Raw genomic sequence first — 16,771 nt, 5'->3', positions numbered from 1 at the left:
TGCGGCCCGCCCGGCGGCTCACCGGATGGGCCGGTGGGGCCGGTTCAGTCGTACAGCAGATCACCCTCCGGGGGCCCCGGCGGGGGGCACAGCCCGCGGGGGTCGCGTCCGGCCTCCAGGTGCGCGCGCAGCGAGCCCGAGCCCCACAGCAGGTCGAGGAACGGGTCGCAGGCGAAGTCGTCCGGATAGAGGGTGCGCAGCTCGTGCAGCAGGGACACCCCGGTCAGCACCGGCCGGAAGGCCGCGCGATCGGTCACGTGAAGCTGGACGCCGCGCACCGGCACACCGGCGTGCCTGCCGTACGCCGGGGTGAACGACGTGTCGCGGAAGCGCACGCCCGGCAGGCCGAGACCGTTCAGCGCGGCGGCGAGCCGCCCGTCCGCGTACGGCGCGCCGACCAGCTCGAACGGCCGGGTCGTGCCCCGGCCCTCCGCGGCGTTCACGCCCTCCAGCAGCCCGGTGCCGGGATAGACCAGCGCGGTGTCGAGGGTCGGCATGTTCGCCGACGGCATCACCCAGGGCAGCCCGGTCCGGTCGAAGTGCCACTCCCGGCGCCAGCCCTCCATCGGCACGACCTCCAGCGCGGCGCCGGTCGCTCGGTTGGCGGACAAGGCGATCTCGCCCGGCGTGAGCCCGTGCCGGAGCGGCAGCGCGGCGCGGCCGACGAAGCTCGCGAAGGCGGGGTCGAGCACCGGGCCCTCGGCCACCGCGCCGCCGATCGGGTTGGGCCGGTCGAGCACGGTGAACGGCAGCCCGAGGCGGGCCGCCGAGCCCATCAGGTCGCACATCGTCCACACGTAGGTGTAGAACCGGGCGCCCACGTCGGCCATGTCGAAGACCAGCGCCTCCACGCCGGACGCCGCGACGAGCGCGTCCAGTTCGGCGCCCGTACGGCCGTAGGTGTCGGCCACGGGCAGGCCGGTGACGGGATCGGCCGCGGCGGCCTCGCCGCCGCCCGCCTGCGCCGTGCCGCGCAGCCCGTGTTCGGGACCGAAAAGCGTGGTCACGCGCGTTCCCGCGGCCAGCAGGGCCGGTGCGGCGGGGGTCAGATCGGGCAGGACTCCGGTGGGGTTGGTGACGAGGCCCACCCGCTCCCGCCCGGTCCGGGGCGCGGCCACCAGCCGTTCCAGTCCCGTACGCACGCGATCCATCAGTACAAGGCACTCCGAAGCTGAGGAACCATGACGCACTCACTCGCCGCTCTCGCCACCGAACAGAGCGATCCCCGCTACAGCGGAATCGACACCATGCCGACGGAGGAGATCGCGCGCCTGATGAACGCCGCCGACGCCGCCGTCCCGGCCGCGGTGGGCCAGGCGGTCCCGGCGATCTCCGCGGCCGTCGACGCGATCGCCGCCCGGATGGCGGACGGCGGCAGGCTGCTCTACGTCGGCGCGGGCACCTCGGGGCGGCTCGCGGTGCTCGACGCGTCGGAGTGCCCGCCGACCTTCGGCACCCACCCCGACCTGGTGCAGGGCATCATCGCGGGTGGCGATGCCGCGCTGGTGCGCTCCGTCGAGGGCGCCGAGGACGACGCCGAAGCCGGCGCCGCCGTGATCCGCGACAAGAGCGCCGGCCCGCTCGACTCGGTCGTCGGCATCTCCGCCAGCGGGCGCGCGCCGTACGTCGTCGGCGCGGTCGAGGAGGCCCGGCGGCGCGGCGCGCTGACCGTGGGCCTGGCCTGCAACACCGGCACCCCGCTCGCCCTGGCCGCCGAACGGGCGATCGAGGTCATCGTGGGGCCGGAGGTCGTCACCGGCTCGACCCGGCTCAAGGCGGGCACGGCCCAGAAGCTGGTGCTCAACATGATCTCCACGATCACGATGATCAGGTCGGGCCGCACGTACGGGAACTTCATGGTCGACGTCGTGGCCAGCAACTCCAAGCTCGTCGACCGGGCGGCCCGCATCGTCTCCGACATCACCGGCGCGGAGGTGCCGGACGCCCGGGAGGTGCTGGAGCACGCCGGGCGCGACGTGAAGACGGCCGTGGTGATGATCGAGCGTGGGGTCGGGGCCGACGACGCGAGGGCGCTGCTCGCCGCGCACGGCGACCGGCTCGGCCCGGCGTTGCGCGGCGCCTGACCGGACATCCGGCGAGAGGTGACCTTGTGCCTTACTTTGTAAATGCGTCCGGGTTGGACGAGATCCTGCACGCCGCCGTGCCCGGGGTCGCCGCGGCGGCGGTCGCCGTGATCGCCCTGGACGGGCGTACGGTCGCCGCGGCCGCCGTGGGGGAGGCCGTGCGGTACGCCGGGCCCGCCGAGGAACCGCTGTTCGGGCTGGATTCAGGGCTGCCCCCCGTCGCGATGGACGCGCTCTTCGACATCGCCTCGCTGACCAAGATGTTCACGGCGGCGGTGGTGGTCTCACTGGCCCAGGAGGGCACGCTCGGCCTCGACGAGCCGGTGGCCGCGCGGCTGCCCCGGTTCTACGGGTACCGGCCCGGGATCACCGTACGGCACCTGCTGACGCATTCGGCCGGCCTGCCCGCGAGCCGCCGGGTGGAGAGGGAGCCGGAGGAGACCCGCTGGGACCTGGTGCTCTCCACCCCGGCGCAGATGCCGCCGGGCACCCACCTCTACTCGGACGTCGGCATGATCACGGCCGGGCGGGTGGCGGAGACCGCCGGCGGCGCGCCGCTGGACGTGCTCGTGCGCGAGCGGGTCACCGGGCCGCTCGGCCTCGGTGCCACGACGTACGGGCCGGTCGAGCCGGAGCGGGCCGTCGCGACCGAGTTCAAGCCGGAGCGAAGCGCCGCCGGTTGCGTCAGAGGTGAGGTGCACGACGAGACGGCCCACGCGCTGGGCGGCGTGACCGGGCACGCCGGGCTGTTCTCCACCGCCGCCGATCTCGTCCGCTTCGGCGAGGCGCTGCGCACCGGCGGCGGCCCGATCCTGTCTCCCGAGTGGACCGCCGAGATGCTGCGCGACCAGGGCGTCCCGGGCGCCGCCTTCCGGCAGGGGCTCGGGGTGCGGATCGGCGACCCGGCCATCGTGGGCCCTCTCACCGGCGCGTTCGGCCATTCGGGCTTCACCGGCACGTCGCTGGTGGTCGACCCCGCCCGCCGCCTGACCGTCGTGCTGCTCACCAACAACGTGCATCCCCTGCGGGGACGGCCCGGCATCCGCGACCTGCGGCACGCCGTCGCCGCCGAGGCCCTGCGCCTGGCGGGTTGAGCAGGCCGACGTTTAATCCTCCTTCTCTGGGTCAGCAGGAAGATCGATCCGCCTCCAGAGGGAGAGAACCGTGATGACGACCGCGCATCAGACCGGCCGGCGATTGGAAGGCACGGCCCGGAGGGCGGCCGACCACCCCGCCCTGGAAAAACTCGCCAAGGTCGGCTTCGCCGCCCGAGGCGTCCTGTACGCCATCATCGGCCTGGTCGCGCTCCAGATCGCCTTCGGCGGCGGCGGGGAGGCCGACAAGAGCAGCGCGCTCCAGATCGTGCGCGACTCCCCCCTGGGTGACCCCCTGCTGTGGCTCATGGCGGTCGGCCTGGCCGCGCTGGTGATCTGGCAGATCTCCGAAGCCGTCTGGGGCCGGCCCGAGGCCAGGGAGCGGGTGGAGGCCGTGGCCAGGGCCGTCGTCTACGCCGCCCTCGTCTACTCCATGGTGGCGCTGCTCACCCAGAACAAGGCCGCCGCCTCGTCCGACAGCCAGTCGCAGGACGCGACCAAGGCGCTGTTCGACCTGCCCGGCGGGCAGTTCCTGGTCGGCCTGCTGGCTCTCGGCGTGATCGCCCTCGGCGTGTACTGGATCTACGAGGGCTGGACCGAGAAGTTCATGCGGGACATGCACGTGACCGAGCCCCGGGCCCGCGGTGTCGTGGTCAAGCTCGGCAAGGCCGGCTACATCGCCCGCGGCGTCATCGCCCTGGCCGCCGGCGCCCTGATCGGCCAGGCGGCCCTCACGTACGACCCGGACAAGGCGGCCGGCATCGACGACGCGCTCAAGGCGCTCGCCGACACCCCGGCCGGTCCGTGGCTGCTGGTCGTGGTCGCGATCGGCCTGGTGCTGTTCGCCGTCTACTGCTTCGCGGAGGCCCGCTGGCACCGGGTGTGAGCGGATCCATCGAGGGGGCCGGTTGCGCGCTGGGGGGCGCGCCGCCGGCCCTCGGCATGACAGCGGTGACGGGCGGCGCCCTCAGGCCGTCGCCCCGGAAGCGCCGTGGCGCAGGCCGTCCACGAGCAGGTCGATCACCCGTCCGGCCTGCTCGCGCTGCGCGGGCTCGCCGGCGGCGAGGCAGGCGCCGTTCATGCCGGTGAGCACGTCCTCTGCCGCCACGTCCCGCCGGAACACCCCGGCGGCGGCCCCCGCCTCGATCAGCGTGCCGATCGCGCCGACCAGCCGGTCACGGCTGTGGGCGTACGGGTTGGCGCCGGCGGCGATCACCGCGCGGAGCGCGTCCGCCATGCCCCGCTTGGTCGCGAGGTAGTCGGCGAAGCGGTCCATCCAGGTGCGCAGCGCCACGTCCGGCGGCATCTCCTCCAGCAGCCCGGCCGCCGCGTCGCACAGCTTCGCCAGCTCGTTGCGGTAGGCCGCCTCGATCAGCGCCTCCCTCGTGGGGAAGTGGCGGTAGAGCGTGCCGATGCCGACGCCCGCCTCCTTCGCGATCGCGTCGAGCGTGACGTCCGGCCCCTCCTGGGAGAACGCCCGTACGGCGACGTCGAGCAGCCGCTCGCGGTTGCGCCGCGCGTCGGCGCGCAACGGCTTGACTCCGGTCGGTCGAGCGGGGGCGGACACGGCTCCTCCACGGCACGGGTTACGGCACGGGTTGCTAACCGGAGGACGCTCCGGTTAGAGTCGCAGTCGTACCGGAGGTTCCTCCGGTTTGTTCTGATTGTAGCGGCCCGGACTCCCAGGGGGCCCGCGCCGCCGTACGGGACGGGGAACGAACATGACTCGGAACACGACTGAGAAGACGCGCGTCACCACGCCGTTCACCGCCGGCTCCACCGCCGCCGAGGTGATCGAGGGCGTCGACCTGCGCGGACGGCGGGCGGTCGTGACCGGCGGCGCGTCGGGCATCGGCGTCGAGACCGCGCGGGCGCTGGCCGCCGCGGGAGCCGAGGTGACGATCGCGGTCCGCGACCTCGGCGCGGGCAAGCGGGTGGCCGACGACCTCGCCCTCGCCACCGGCAACGCCCGGGTGCGGGTGGCACCGCTCGACCTGATGGACCAGGCGTCCGTCGCGGCCTTCACCGCGACCTGGGAGGGGCCGCTGCACATCCTGGTCAACAACGCGGGCGTGATGGCCTCGCCCGAGGCGCGCACCCCCGAGGGCTGGGAGTCGCAGTTCGCCACCAACCACCTCGGGCACTTCGCGCTCGCCGCCGGCCTGCGCCCGGCGCTCGCGGCGGCCGGCGGCGCCCGCGTCGTGTCGGTCAGCTCCAGCGCCCACCTGCGCTCGCCGGTCGTCTTCGACGACATCCAGTTCCGGGAGCGCCCGTACGACCCGTGGCTGGCCTACGGGCAGTCCAAGACCGCCAACGTGCTGTTCGCGGTCGAGGCGGGCAGGCGCTGGGCCGGTGACGGCATCGTGGTCAACGCGCTCATGCCGGGCGCGATCCCGACCAACCTCCAGCGGCACGTCACCGAGGAGGAGCTCCAGCGCATGCGCGCCCAGATGGGCGGCGACGGCCCCGCCTGGAAGACGCCCGAGCAGGGCGCGGCCACGTCGGTGCTGCTCGCGGCCTCGCCGCTGGTGGAGGGCGTCACCGGGCGATACTTCGAGGACTGCCAGGAGGCCGGGCCGCATCGCCCGGGCACCCGCCGGGGCGTGGCCGAGTACGCGCTCGATCCGGAGGCGGCCACCCTCCTCTGGCAGGTGTCGGCCGACCTGCTCGACCTCTGACCCCGACATCGCCGGGAGGTGTCAGGGCCGCGGGGGAGCGTCCTCCGAAGGGCCGTCGCCCGCCGCCAGTCTGCGGTGATCACGGGGTGACATGCCGTACGCGGCGCGGAAGGCCCGGCTGAAGGTCGCGGCATCGGCGAAGCCCCACCGAGTGGCGATGTCCTGGATCTGACGGGAACGCTGCCGGGGATCGGCCAGGTCGCGGTGGCACTGTTCCAGCCGGCAGCGGCGGATCCAGGCCGCCACGGTGACGCCCTGCTCCTCGAAGAGCTTGTACAGGTGCCGTACGGAGATCTGGTGGGCCGCGGCGATCGTCGCAGGGGTGAGGTCCGGGTCGCCGAGCCGCTGCCGGACGAAGTCGTGGATCAGCGACAGCAGGGCCTGGCGTCGCGATTCGGGTGACAGCAGCGCGGTGGCCTCCAGCCGGTCGGCGCAGGCCGCCGCGACCAGGTCGAAGGTGACGGCGGCCACCGTCTGCGCGTCACGGGGCGTGAGCCCGTCGGCGTTCTCCGCCAGGTGCTTGAGGTGCCCGGCCAGGACACGGGTGATGCCGTGGCGGATGGGGATCGGCGCGGCGGTGAGCTGCCCGACCATGTCGGACCGCAGCCCGAGCGCGGCCCTGGGGAACTGGACGATCAGTGACCTGGCCGGATCCTCGGCGGATCCCCGCCATCCCCCGAACGGCCGGGAGGAGTCGATGAGGAGCAGCTGCCCCGTCTGGAAGGCGGCATCCCGTCCCGCCTGAGTCATGCGGCCCCGGCCGTTGAGAACGAGATGCAACTGGAAGACTTCCGGATCCGACTGCCGGATGAGCTTCGCGGGCCGGCTCGCCTGCAGCAGGCAGTGGTTCATCAGGGAGAACTGCAGTGCGCCGAGGCCGAACACCTGCGCCGATCCGTTGAAGCGGGCGGGATGGTCCGTGGCCAGCCGCACCGGCACAAGCGTCCTCGACATGGTGTCGTTCCAGAAGGTGAACCGATCCGGCACGGCCATGTCTCTGGTGCTCCACGCGATTTTCATCTCTGTCCTCAGCTGGGCGTCGTTTATGGAATGGCTGCTTCCTTCGCCGCGAAGCACCTCCGCCATGCGCCGTGAATGCGATCAAGCCTGCACCGGAGAACAGCAGGATGATGACTTGGTGAAAAGCCGCAGTCAAGATCGCGCCCGTGACGGTGAGGTCGCGGTGCGTGAGAACGTGAACCCGTCCGTAGGCCGGCGGGCTGACTCCCCGCACCAGCGGCGGGGCCGCCCGCAGCACGTCGGTGTCACCCGGGCCACACCGAACGGGCCGGCGCCGTGGTCGGGGCGTCCTGCCGGTACGCCTATCATCGGTGCCTTCCCTGCCCTCTGACCAGCGCGTTCACTGGGTCGTGGCCCGGTGGTTCGGCCAGCGGTCCGTAGGCAAGCCGCTGGGAGAGACTCACGAAGGAGTGACGAGATGCGAGCCGTGGTGATGCACGCCCCCGGTGACGTCCGGGTCGAGCAGCGCGAGAACCCGGAGATCCTCGAACCGACCGACGCGATCATCCGGCTGTCCGCGGCCTGCGTCTGCGGATCGGACCTGTGGCCCTACCGAGGTGTGACCACACACGACGGACCGTCCCCGATGGGACATGAGTACGTCGGCGTCGTCGAGGAGGTCGGCGCCGAGGTCCGCGACATCACGCCCGGCCAGTTCGTGGTCGGCTCGTTCTTCGCCTCCGACAACACCTGTGAGATCTGCCGGGCCGGTTACCAGTCCCGCTGCGTGCACGCCGTGCCGATGGGCGCCATCGGCACCCAGGCGCAGCTGGTCCGCGTCCCCCTGGCGGACGGCACCCTGGTCGCCACCCCCGAAATGCCCGGAGCCGACCTGATCCCGAGCCTGCTGGCCGCCTCCGACGTACTGGGCACCGGCTGGTTCGCCGCGGTCGCCGCCGAGGCCGGTCCCGGCAAGACCGTCGCGGTCGTCGGCGACGGCGCCGTCGGCCTGCTCGGCGTGCTCGCCGCGGGCCGGCTGGGCGCCGAGCGGATCGTCGTCTTCAGCCGGCACGCCGACCGGCAGAAGCTCGCGATCGAGTTCGGCGCCACCGACATCGTCACCGAACGCGGCGACGAAGGCGTGGCCAGGCTCAAGGACCTGACCGGCGGGCTGGGCGCGCACTCGGTCATCGAGGCGGTCGGCACCCAGGAGTCGATGATGCAGGCCATCCGCTCCACCCGTCCCGGCGGGCACGTCGGCTACGTCGGCGTCACCCACGGAGTCGAGCTGCCCGCCATGGAGCTGTTCTTCTCCGGCGTGCACCTGCACGGCGGCCCGGCCCCGGTGCGCCGCTTCCTGCCGGAGCTGATCCGGCTGATCTGGGACCGCGAGATCGACCCCGGCAAGGTCTTCGACCTCGAACTTCCCCTGGAGGAGGCCGCCGAGGCCTACAAGGCCATGGACGAGCGCCGGGCGGTCAAGGTCCTGCTGCGCCCCTGACGCCTACGTCTACGGGAAAGCCGCGTCTTCGGGGAAGCAGCGTTAATTCCATCACAAAGGCAGCATCTCCTGGCCGATCGGTCAATTACTGGCCGATCGGTCAGCTAAGGTGTCCGCATGGCACGCGCAACCACAACGCGCGCGGACATCCTCGACTCGGCCGTGCGGCTGTTCGCCGCCCACGGCTTCCGTGGCACCTCCCTGCAGGACATCGCCACGGACGCGGGCTGCTCCAAGGCGTCCCTGCTGTACCACTTCACCAACAAGGACGCGATCCTGACCGAGCTGCTGGCGCCCGTCGGACCGGAGTTCGCCGAGCTGGAAGGGCGGCTCGCCGGGCTGCGCGGTGAGGAGGCGGCCCGTGCCGCCGTCACCGGGCTCGTCGACCTGTCCCTGCGCTTCCGGCTCCAGGTGAAGATCCTCCTGCAGGACGTCGACGCGCTGATCAACCGGCCGGAGCTGCCCGCCGCCGACCACATCGTCGAACGGCTCACCGAGGCCCTGTCGGGCCGCTCGGACGCCCCCCAGGCCCGCGTCTGGGCCTGGATGGCGATGCTCGGGATCATCCTGACCAGCGCCAGTGAATGCGTGATCCCCGAAGAGACACTGCGCGCGGAACTGACCCGCGGCGCGTTGCGGACGCTCGGTCTGCCGACCGGCTGACCCTCCCGAGAAAGAGATCTCTGTGGCAACCCTGCTGTACCGGCTGGGCCGGTTCTCCTTCCGCAGGCGCGGGCGCGTCGCCGCCCTGTGGCTGCTCCTGCTGGTGGTCCTGGGCCTGGCCGCCGCGGCCTTCCACGGCCCGGCCGGCGACAAGTTCTCGATGCCCGGCACCGAGTCGCAGCGGGCGCTCGACGCACTGGCCAAGGAGTTCCCGCAGGCCAGCGGTGCCACCGGGGCCATCGTGGTCGCCGCTCCGCAGGGCCGGAAGCTCGCGCCCGCCGCGGTCGCGCCCGTGGTCAAGGAGGCCGCGGCCATTCCCGGCGTCGTCGCCGCCCTGGACCCGTTCCGGACCGGCGCGGTCTCTCCCGACGGCCGCTACGCCCTGGTCCAGGTGCAGTTCGCCCACGCGGTCGAGGACGTGACCGACGCCCAGCGCGCGGCGTACCTCAAAGCCGGCTCCTCGGCGGCGGGGCTGCGGGTCGAGCACGGCGGCGAGATCCTGAAGGCCGCGCCGGAGGTCGGCGGGTCGGAAGGGATCGGCGTCGTGATCGCCGCCGTGGTGCTGATCGTCACCTTCGGCTCGCTGGTGGCCGCCGGGATGACCCTGCTGAACGCGCTGATCGGCGTGGGCGCCGGCATGGGCGGGCTGTTCGCGCTCAGCGGCGTCGTCGAACTGACCTCCGTCACCCCGGTGCTGGCGCTGATGCTGGGCCTGGCCGTCGGCATCGACTACTCGTTGTTCATCACCTCCCGCTATCGCCAGTTCCTCGCCGAGGGAGTCGAACCCGCGGAGGCCGCCGGCCGGGCGGTCGGCACCGCCGGATCGGCGGTCGTGTTCGCCGGGGCCACCGTGGTCATCGCGCTCGCCGGCCTGTCGGTGGTCGGCATCCCGTTCCTCAGCGTGATGGGCCTGGCCGCCGCGGGCACCGTGGCCGTCGCCGTCCTGGTCGCCCTCACGCTGCTGCCGGCCTTCCTGTCGTACGCCGGGGCCCGCGTGCTGCCCCGCAGGCAGCGCACCGGGGACGACGTGGGCGCGGCCGGCCGCGGCTTCGGCTACACCTGGGGACGGCTGGTCACCCGGCTGCGCGTGCCGATTCTGGTGGCCGGCGTCCTCGCCCTGGGCGCGCTCACGCTGCCGGCCCAGGACCTGCGCCTCGCCCTGCCCGACGCCGGCACCGCCGCCCCCGGCACCCCGGCCCGCGAGGCGTACGACCTGACCAGCGAGGGATTCGGCGAGGGCTTCAACGCCCGCCTGATCGCCGTGGTCTCCGGCGCCGACCGCGCGGCCACGACCGCCGCCGCCGGGCAGGCCGCCAAGCTGATCCAGCAGACCCCCGGCGTGCTGGCCGTGGCCCCTCCGCAGCCGAACGCCGCGGGCACCACCGCGCTGCTGACCATCATCCCCAAGGCCGGGCCCACCGCCGCGGCCACCGAGGACGCCGTCCACGCCATCCGCGCCAAGGTCGCCGGCATCGGCGGCGCCGAGATCGCCGTCACCGGCGCCACGGCCGTCGGCATCGACGTCTCCGACAAGCTCGCCGACGCCATGCCGGTGTACCTGCTGCTGGTGGTCGGCCTGTCGGTGCTGCTGCTGATGCTGGTCTTCCGCTCGATCCTCGTCCCGGTCAAGGCCGCGCTGGGCTTCCTGCTCACCGTCGGCTCGACCTTCGGCATCACCGTGGCGATCTTCCAGCAGGGTCACCTGGCCGGCCTGCTGGGCGTGGACGTGCCGGGCCCGCTGGTCAGCTTCCTGCCGATCCTGCTCATCGGCATCCTGTTCGGCCTGGCCATGGACTACGAGGTGTTCCTGGTCTCGCGGATGCGCGAGGACTACGTGCGCGGCGACGCTCCCCGCCAGGCGACGATCAACGGCATGGGGCACAACGCGCGGGTCGTCACCGCCGCGGCGCTGATCATGACGGCCGTGTTCGGCGGGTTCGTGTTCATGAACGACCCGATCATCAAGTCGATGGGCTTCGCACTGGCCGTCGGCGTGCTCGTCGACGCCTTCGTGGTCCGGATGACCCTCGTCCCCGCCGTGATGTCCATGCTCGGCCGCGCCGCGTGGTGGCTGCCCCGTGCCCTGGACCGGGCGCTGCCCGACCTCGACGTCGAGGGCGAGCGCCTGCGCCACCACCTCACCGCCGCCGAGCCCCCGGAGCGGGCCGGGGTGTCCTGACGCGCCACTCGGTGCGCCCGCACGCGCCCTCCGACACACGAGAAACGCCCCCTGCGGCCCTGGAGATCAGGGCCGCAGGGGGCGTCACAGGCGTCCTACGCGCTCTTGCGCCGCTGCTCCCTCAGGATGGCGAGGCGCTCGTTGAGCACCTCCTCAAGGTCCTCGATCGAACGGCGCTCGAGAAGCATGTCCCAGTGGGTCCGCGGCGGCTTCGCCTTCTTCTGCTGCGGCTGCTCCGCGTCCACCCGCAGCGCGGGACTGCCGCAGTGACGGCACTCCCAGGTCGTCGGGATTTCGGCCTCGACGGCGAGCGGGACGGTGGTGAGATGGCCCTTCGGGCACGTGTAGGTCACCTCCTGGCGAGGCGCCAGATCGGTGTTGCGGTCGTTCTCGTAGCTGGTCGCGCCGAGCCGGGTACCGCGAAGTGCACGCTCGCCCATGTTCTTAAGCCTCCTGAGGTCCCCGCCTTCGAGGGGGTTCGTTCGCCACCGCGTACAACGCCTGATACCGTGAAGGGATTCCCAGCCGAGACCTGATCCAATCGCGCTTTTTCCGTCCCACCGGTCCCAGCTGTGCGGTATAAAGCGCTCCCTCAAGATCGACTTAACCCGCCGGCTGATACCGGAGAGGCACGATCTCGGGTAATGGGCCACCCCGCTCGATCGCCTCGGCGAGCTGTATCACGTCGACGCGGTCTCCTCCGGGGCCGATGAGTTCTCGTTGGCGCAGCGCCTGACCGTACCTGTAGCCCTTCGTCCGCAGATGGCGATGGAGAACGGGGAAAAGGACACAGACCCCGGCCGTGGGGTGGGTACACACCCCCTCCCTGTGCTCCCGGACGAGTTCCGCACCGCGCCCGGCCGCGAGGATCTCCATCAGGTCGGCGAGGGTCAGGTGCTCACGACCGGTGAGCGCGGCCGCGGCCCGGAGGACCTGGTCATGGCGGCACTTCATGATCTCATCCCAGACGGTTTCCGGAACGTCGGGAAACGTGAGCTCACGGCGCATGGCCGGGGTGCCGGCGAGGACGTCGCCGAGCCGGCAGCGGGCGAACCGCGCCTCGACGGCGAGACCGGGCGTGGACATGATCGGGTCCGCCGCCGGCCCGGGCGGCTGATCGAGGACGACCCCCAGCTCCGCCATGCGGCTGGTCGCGTCGAGGCCCAGGGAGTCGGCCGCGGAGAGTTCGAGGTATCGCGGCATGAGCCGGGCCAGAAGGTCGTCCTTGTGCACCTTCCAGCGCCAGGCCGGGTAGAGGTCCAGCGGAAGATACCGGTGGGCGGGCAGATCCGCGGCGTAGCGGTGCACGAACCAGTCGAAGGACAGGCTCATGAGCATGCCGCGCAGAACCGCGTTCGCCGTGGTCCGCGGATCCGACACACGGCAGCCGGCCATGTCGGCCTCGGTGACGAGGGCCCGCACCACCGCGCCGATCTCCCGTTGCACGGCGGGCTTCATCCGCACCCCCGCCTTCCAGACCTCCCAAAGCGCGCCGAGCGGCCACGACCGGCGCGCTTCCAGGAAGACGAGCTCGAAGGCGATCACCGCGCGCAGCTCCGCCCGTTCGAACCCCATGAGGTAGGGCAGGCCGATCCACAGCTCCGTACGCCGCGGCCCCAGCCGGGTGCCACCGCTCTCGGCGACGGGGGCGAGACACACGCGTGACGGGCGCCGGACCCCGAGCTCGCCGGCCACCTCGGAGACCATCGCATGCAGGTCGGGGTGCTCCGCGCGCCGGGCGACGTGCCGATCCCGCACCGGTGCGGGCCAGACGACGGGCACCAGCCGGCCGGCGGCCAGCGCGACCCCGGCGACGAGGACTAACTCCTCGCCCCGATGACCGAGGTGCCAGGCGACCAGCGTGGAGATCGCGACGGCCACCGCGGGCGCGAGCCCGTTGCCCACCCAGCCCGGGGCGCGGGCCCAGCGCCGCACCTCCCGCCCTCCGGGAAGGGGCGGCCACCAGCCGGCCCGCAGCCAGGCGGGGACGAAGGCCCTGGCGCGGTGGGTCAGCACCAGCCGGACCGCCCGTCGCGGGGTCATGCCTCCAGGCAGCACGGACGATCCCTCCCAGAACGCGCCCTCAGATGTGGTCGGGGACCTCGTTGCCCGCCTCGCGGATGGCCCGGGGCAGGTTGACGGTCGTGAGCAGCACGAATCCGAGGACGAAGAACACGATCAGCGAGACGATCGCGGTGCGGTAGCTGTCGGTGAGCTGGAGCGCCAGCGTGAGCACCAGCGAGCCGAGGAACGCCGACCCCTTGTCGCTGACCTGGTAGAGGCTGAAGTACTCCGCCTCCCGCCCCGGCGGGATCACCAGCGAGTACATCGAACGCGACAGCGCCTGCGTGCCGCCCATGACGATCGCGATGGCGAACGCGATCGCGTAGAACTGCAGGGCCGCGCCCTTCTGCAGGAAGTAGGCCACCCCCACCACCACGGTCCACACCACCAGGCTGGCGAGAACCGTGCGCTTGGTCCCGAACACCGCCGCGAGCCGCCCCAGCCCGAGGGCGCCGCCCACCGCGATGAACTGGACCATCAGGATCGCGCCGATCTGGTGGGTCTGCCCCAGCCCCAGCTCCTGGTCGGCGTACGTCGCGGAGAACCCGATCACGGTCTGCACGCCGTCGTTGTAGACCAGGTAGGCCGCGAGGAACAGCAGCGTGCGGGGATAGCGGCGCGCCTCGGCGATCGTACGGCCGAGCTGGCGCACGCTGCCGGCGACCGCCCGCGCCGCGGTCGCCTCGTGGACCGGCACCCGCCGGTCGCGCAGGCGCAGCATCGGGATGATCGTGAAGGCGCCCCACCACAGGCCGGCCGAGGCCAGGCTGATCCGTACCGCCAGGCCCTTGTCGATGTCGGCGAACAGGTAGACCACCAGGTTGAGCGCGAGCAGCAGGCCGCCGCCGAGGTAGCCGAAGCCCCAGCCCCTGCTGGAGATCGTGTCGCGTTCCTCCGCCCCGGCGATCTGGGGCAGGAAGGAGTCGTACACGACCCGCGCCGAGCCGAAGGTGACGTTGGCGAGCAGGAACAGCGCGCCGCCCAGCAGGTACGCGTCGCCCGAGACGAGGTAGAACCCCAGGGTGGCGGCCGCGCCGGTGAAGGCGAGCGACCCGAGGATGTGCCGCTTGCGCCCGGTGTGGTCGGCCAGGGCGCCGACGACCGGCATGACCACGATCTGGAGCAGCACCGAGATCGTCACCATCGCGGTGAAGTACGCCTTCGGCCGCAGGTCCAGGCCCAGGAACGACACGAAGCCCTCCGGGCCGCCCGCCGCCGTCGTGGCGACCGAGGTCAGGTACGGCCCGAGGAAGACGGTCAGGACCGTCGTCTGGAACGCCGAGTCGGCCCAGTCGTACCAGTACCAGCCGCGCTGCTCACGCCGTCGCGCGCCGGGAAGCTCCTCCTGAACGACCTGGGGGGCGGTCATCGTCTCTCCTCGCGTGTGGAGCGGTCGTGCCGGGCGGGTCAGGGGGACGGGGGTTACGGGACCACCGGGCGGGGGTGCCACTGCCCGCGCGACTTGAGGACGTCGCGCAGGCCGCTGATGTTGTCGGTCATGATGCCGTCCACGCCGAGGTCGAGCAGGTGGGCCATCGTCGCCGGGTCGTTGACCGTCCACACGTGCACCTGCATGCCGATCGCGTGCGCGGTCCGTACGAGGGCGCGGGTGGTCACCCGCAGGCCGCGGAACCCGATCGGCGCCTGCGCGCACGGGACCCCCGCCCGGGCCAGCCCGGACAGCAGCCTGCCGTACCCGCCGCCCATCGCGGCGGTGCGCAGGGCGGCGAGGCCGCGCGGGCCGAGCGAGTAGCAGACCTCCCGGTCGATCGCGCGCAGGGCGCGCGACAGCCGGGCGTCGGAGAACGACGTCAGGCAGACCCGGTCGTGGGCGCCGGTGCGGCGGATGGCGTGGGCGAGCGGCGCGATCGCGGCGCTCTCCTTGACGTCGATGTTGAACCGCACGTCCGGCCAGGTGCCGAGCAGGTCCTCGATCAGGGGGATCTCGTGCCGTCCGCCGATCCTCGCCTCGCGCACCTCGCGGTAGGGGAGGCGGGAGACGCGCCCGGCGCGGTCGGTGACGCGGTCGAGGGTGTGGTCGTGGAACGCGAGCAGGACGCCGTCGGAGGTCGCGTGGGCGTCGGTCTCCAGGTAGGTGTAGCCGAGGCCGACGGCCCTGGAGAAGGCCTCCATCGTGTTCTCCCGGCCCTCGGCGGCACCGCCGCGGTGCGCGAAGGCGAGCGGGCCGGGATGGTCGAGGAAGGCGAAACGGCGGTGCACGAAAGGAGTATGCCGGGTCTCGGAGAGTGCGTCAGCGCGCGGACATGAACATTTGGGTCACGAGGCGCCCATCGACGCCCATTCCCGTCGCCTGGCCTCGGCCATCGCGATCGCCGCCGCGACCGCCACGTTGACCGATCCGACCCTCCCCACCTGCGGGATGTAGGCCACGGCGTCGGCGGCCTCCAGGCAGGCGGGGGAGACGCCGTGGTCCTCGCTGCCCAGCACCAGGCAGACATCCCCGTCCAGCGCGGCCTCGTGCAGCGGCGCGGCGTCGCCGGTCAGTTCGACGGCGACGACCCGGTAGCCCTCCTGCCTGGCGGCGCGCACGGCGTCGGTCACCGGGACCGGCTCGTGCCACTCGACCAGCCGGTCGGTGCCGAGCGCGGTCTTCTGGGCCTTGGGGTTGGTGGGCGGGGTGGCGTTTCCGGCCAGCCAGATCGTCTGCACGCCGAACGCCGCGGCGGTGCGGAAGACCGAGCCGATGTTGAAGGGGCCCGTGACGGATTCGAGGATCAGCGCCAGACGGCCCTCGGTGTTGCGGCGCCAGGTGCGGTTGAGCCGCTTGACGTCGGTCGGCTTGAGCTGCCTACGCGGGTTGGTCGTGTTCATCGGGGCGCTCATCGCTCCTGGTCGCCGGAAAAGCCGCGTACGGCGGACGGTCGAGGGGACGGTGTGGGGGAGGGTGCGGGCCGGGCGTCCACCCGCAGGACGCGGTAGGCGGACCTGGAGGCGAGCCGTGTGGCGGGCCAGCCCTGCTCGTTCAGCCAGCGCTGCAGCGAGTCGGAGCCCAGGTGCTTCTGTACGACGAGGTAGGCGCTGCCATCGGGCGTGAGCCGGTCGAGCCACCGCGTGAGCATGGCGTGGAGGGCGGCCTTGCCGATCCGGATAGCGGGGTTCGACCAGATGGCCCGGAACCTCACGTCGTCCGGCACCTCGTCGGCGTGCACCGACCTTACTTTGTCAAGGCGGGCGCTCGCGGCGTTCCGACGGCACAGTTCCACCGAGCGGCGGTTCACGTCGACGGCCCAGACCGTCGCCCCCGGCGCCCGGGACGCCATGGTCAGCGCGATCGGGCCGTAGCCGCAGCCCAGGTCGAGCAGGTCGCCGTCGGGCGGGGGCGCGGGCACGCTCTCCAGCAGCACCCGGGTCCCGGCGTCGATCCGCTCGGGGGAGAACACCCCGCTGTCGGTCTCCAGGCGCAGGTGCAGATCCGGGAGGACCAGGGTGACCGTCCCCGGCCGGCTGTCCGCCTCGGGACGCTCCTCGAAGTAATGGGCCACGTGCCCAAACGTACCAACGGCGCGGAGCGGTGATCTCCGCGGAGA

16 protein-coding genes are annotated in these 16,771 nt (G+C 72.6%); 7 read left to right on the top strand and 9 right to left on the bottom strand.

The window, feature by feature from the left end; all coding sequences use genetic code 11:
• Positions 1-44: 44 nt before the first annotated feature.
• On the bottom strand, positions 45-1,151 hold the full coding sequence (locus tag Mam01_RS16755) for an exo-beta-N-acetylmuramidase NamZ family protein (protein ID WP_204286232.1): 1,107 nt from the start codon (positions 1,149-1,151) through the stop codon (positions 45-47).
• Between the two features lie 30 nt (positions 1,152-1,181).
• Between Mam01_RS16755 and murQ the strand changes: the two genes are divergently transcribed.
• The 3 genes from murQ to Mam01_RS16740 all read left to right on the top strand — a co-directional run bounded on the left by murQ (position 1,182) and on the right by Mam01_RS16740 (position 4,064).
• A complete protein-coding gene (murQ, locus tag Mam01_RS16750) occupies positions 1,182-2,084 on the top strand; it encodes an N-acetylmuramic acid 6-phosphate etherase (RefSeq protein WP_204286231.1) in 903 nt (300 codons plus the stop codon).
• Positions 2,085-2,110: 26 nt separating this feature from the next.
• Complete coding sequence (locus Mam01_RS16745) at positions 2,111-3,178, top strand: serine hydrolase domain-containing protein (protein WP_239101369.1); 1,068 nt, start codon at positions 2,111-2,113, stop codon at positions 3,176-3,178.
• Between the two features lie 73 nt (positions 3,179-3,251).
• Positions 3,252-4,064, top strand: a complete 813-nt coding sequence (locus Mam01_RS16740) for a DUF1206 domain-containing protein (protein ID WP_204286230.1) — start codon at positions 3,252-3,254, stop codon at positions 4,062-4,064.
• Positions 4,065-4,145: 81 nt separating this feature from the next.
• Here Mam01_RS16740 and Mam01_RS16735 read toward each other — a convergent pair whose 3' ends face one another.
• Positions 4,146-4,745, bottom strand: a complete 600-nt coding sequence (locus Mam01_RS16735) for a TetR/AcrR family transcriptional regulator (protein WP_204286229.1) — start codon at positions 4,743-4,745, stop codon at positions 4,146-4,148.
• 154 nt (positions 4,746-4,899) lie between these two features.
• Between Mam01_RS16735 and Mam01_RS16730 the strand changes: the two genes are divergently transcribed.
• Positions 4,900-5,856, top strand: a complete 957-nt coding sequence (locus Mam01_RS16730; protein WP_204286228.1) for an SDR family NAD(P)-dependent oxidoreductase — start codon at positions 4,900-4,902, stop codon at positions 5,854-5,856.
• Between the two features lie 21 nt (positions 5,857-5,877).
• Here Mam01_RS16730 and Mam01_RS16725 read toward each other — a convergent pair whose 3' ends face one another.
• Positions 5,878-6,849 carry an AraC-like ligand-binding domain-containing protein gene (locus tag Mam01_RS16725; RefSeq protein WP_204286227.1) on the bottom strand — a complete coding sequence of 324 codons (972 nt, stop codon included), beginning with the start codon at positions 6,847-6,849 and terminating at the stop codon, positions 5,878-5,880.
• Between the two features lie 445 nt (positions 6,850-7,294).
• Between Mam01_RS16725 and Mam01_RS16720 the strand changes: the two genes are divergently transcribed.
• The 3 genes from Mam01_RS16720 to Mam01_RS16710 all read left to right on the top strand — a co-directional run bounded on the left by Mam01_RS16720 (position 7,295) and on the right by Mam01_RS16710 (position 11,159).
• On the top strand, positions 7,295-8,317 hold the full coding sequence (locus Mam01_RS16720) for a zinc-dependent alcohol dehydrogenase family protein (RefSeq protein WP_204286226.1): 1,023 nt from the start codon (positions 7,295-7,297) through the stop codon (positions 8,315-8,317).
• 117 nt (positions 8,318-8,434) lie between these two features.
• The gene (locus tag Mam01_RS16715; protein WP_204286225.1) at positions 8,435-8,980 is read left to right on the top strand and encodes a TetR/AcrR family transcriptional regulator; all 546 of its coding nucleotides are present in this window, start codon (positions 8,435-8,437) and stop codon (positions 8,978-8,980) included.
• Between the two features lie 22 nt (positions 8,981-9,002).
• Positions 9,003-11,159, top strand: a complete 2,157-nt coding sequence (locus Mam01_RS16710) for an MMPL family transporter (RefSeq protein ID WP_204286224.1) — start codon at positions 9,003-9,005, stop codon at positions 11,157-11,159.
• 95 nt (positions 11,160-11,254) lie between these two features.
• On the opposite strand, the gene Mam01_RS16705 is transcribed toward Mam01_RS16710, so the two are convergent.
• The 6 genes from Mam01_RS16705 to Mam01_RS16680 all read right to left on the bottom strand — a co-directional run bounded on the left by Mam01_RS16705 (position 11,255) and on the right by Mam01_RS16680 (position 16,726).
• A complete protein-coding gene (locus Mam01_RS16705) occupies positions 11,255-11,599 on the bottom strand; it encodes an RNA polymerase-binding protein RbpA (RefSeq protein ID WP_079316970.1) in 345 nt (114 codons plus the stop codon).
• Between the two features lie 163 nt (positions 11,600-11,762).
• Positions 11,763-13,202: a M48 family metalloprotease gene (locus Mam01_RS16700; RefSeq protein ID WP_204286223.1), complete on the bottom strand. Its 1,440-nt coding sequence runs from the start codon at positions 13,200-13,202 to the stop codon at positions 11,763-11,765.
• A 40-nt stretch (positions 13,203-13,242) separates the two neighbouring features.
• Complete coding sequence (locus Mam01_RS16695; protein WP_150934015.1) at positions 13,243-14,592, bottom strand: MFS transporter; 1,350 nt, start codon at positions 14,590-14,592, stop codon at positions 13,243-13,245.
• A gap of 53 nt (positions 14,593-14,645) precedes the next feature.
• Complete coding sequence (locus Mam01_RS16690; RefSeq protein WP_204286222.1) at positions 14,646-15,443, bottom strand: glycerophosphodiester phosphodiesterase family protein; 798 nt, start codon at positions 15,441-15,443, stop codon at positions 14,646-14,648.
• A 57-nt stretch (positions 15,444-15,500) separates the two neighbouring features.
• Entirely contained in the window at positions 15,501-16,067 is a 567-nt protein-coding gene (locus Mam01_RS16685) for a TrmH family RNA methyltransferase (RefSeq protein ID WP_239101368.1), read from the bottom strand.
• Positions 16,064-16,726, bottom strand: a complete 663-nt coding sequence (locus tag Mam01_RS16680) for a class I SAM-dependent methyltransferase (RefSeq protein ID WP_204286221.1) — start codon at positions 16,724-16,726, stop codon at positions 16,064-16,066. The genes Mam01_RS16685 and Mam01_RS16680 overlap by 4 nt, the downstream gene beginning before the upstream one ends.
• Positions 16,727-16,771 lie beyond the last annotated feature (45 nt).

The organism is Microbispora amethystogenes (assembly GCF_016863015.1).
Classification (GTDB): domain Bacteria; phylum Actinomycetota; class Actinomycetes; order Streptosporangiales; family Streptosporangiaceae; genus Microbispora; species Microbispora amethystogenes.
This window is presented reverse-complemented; position numbering and strand designations above follow the sequence as displayed.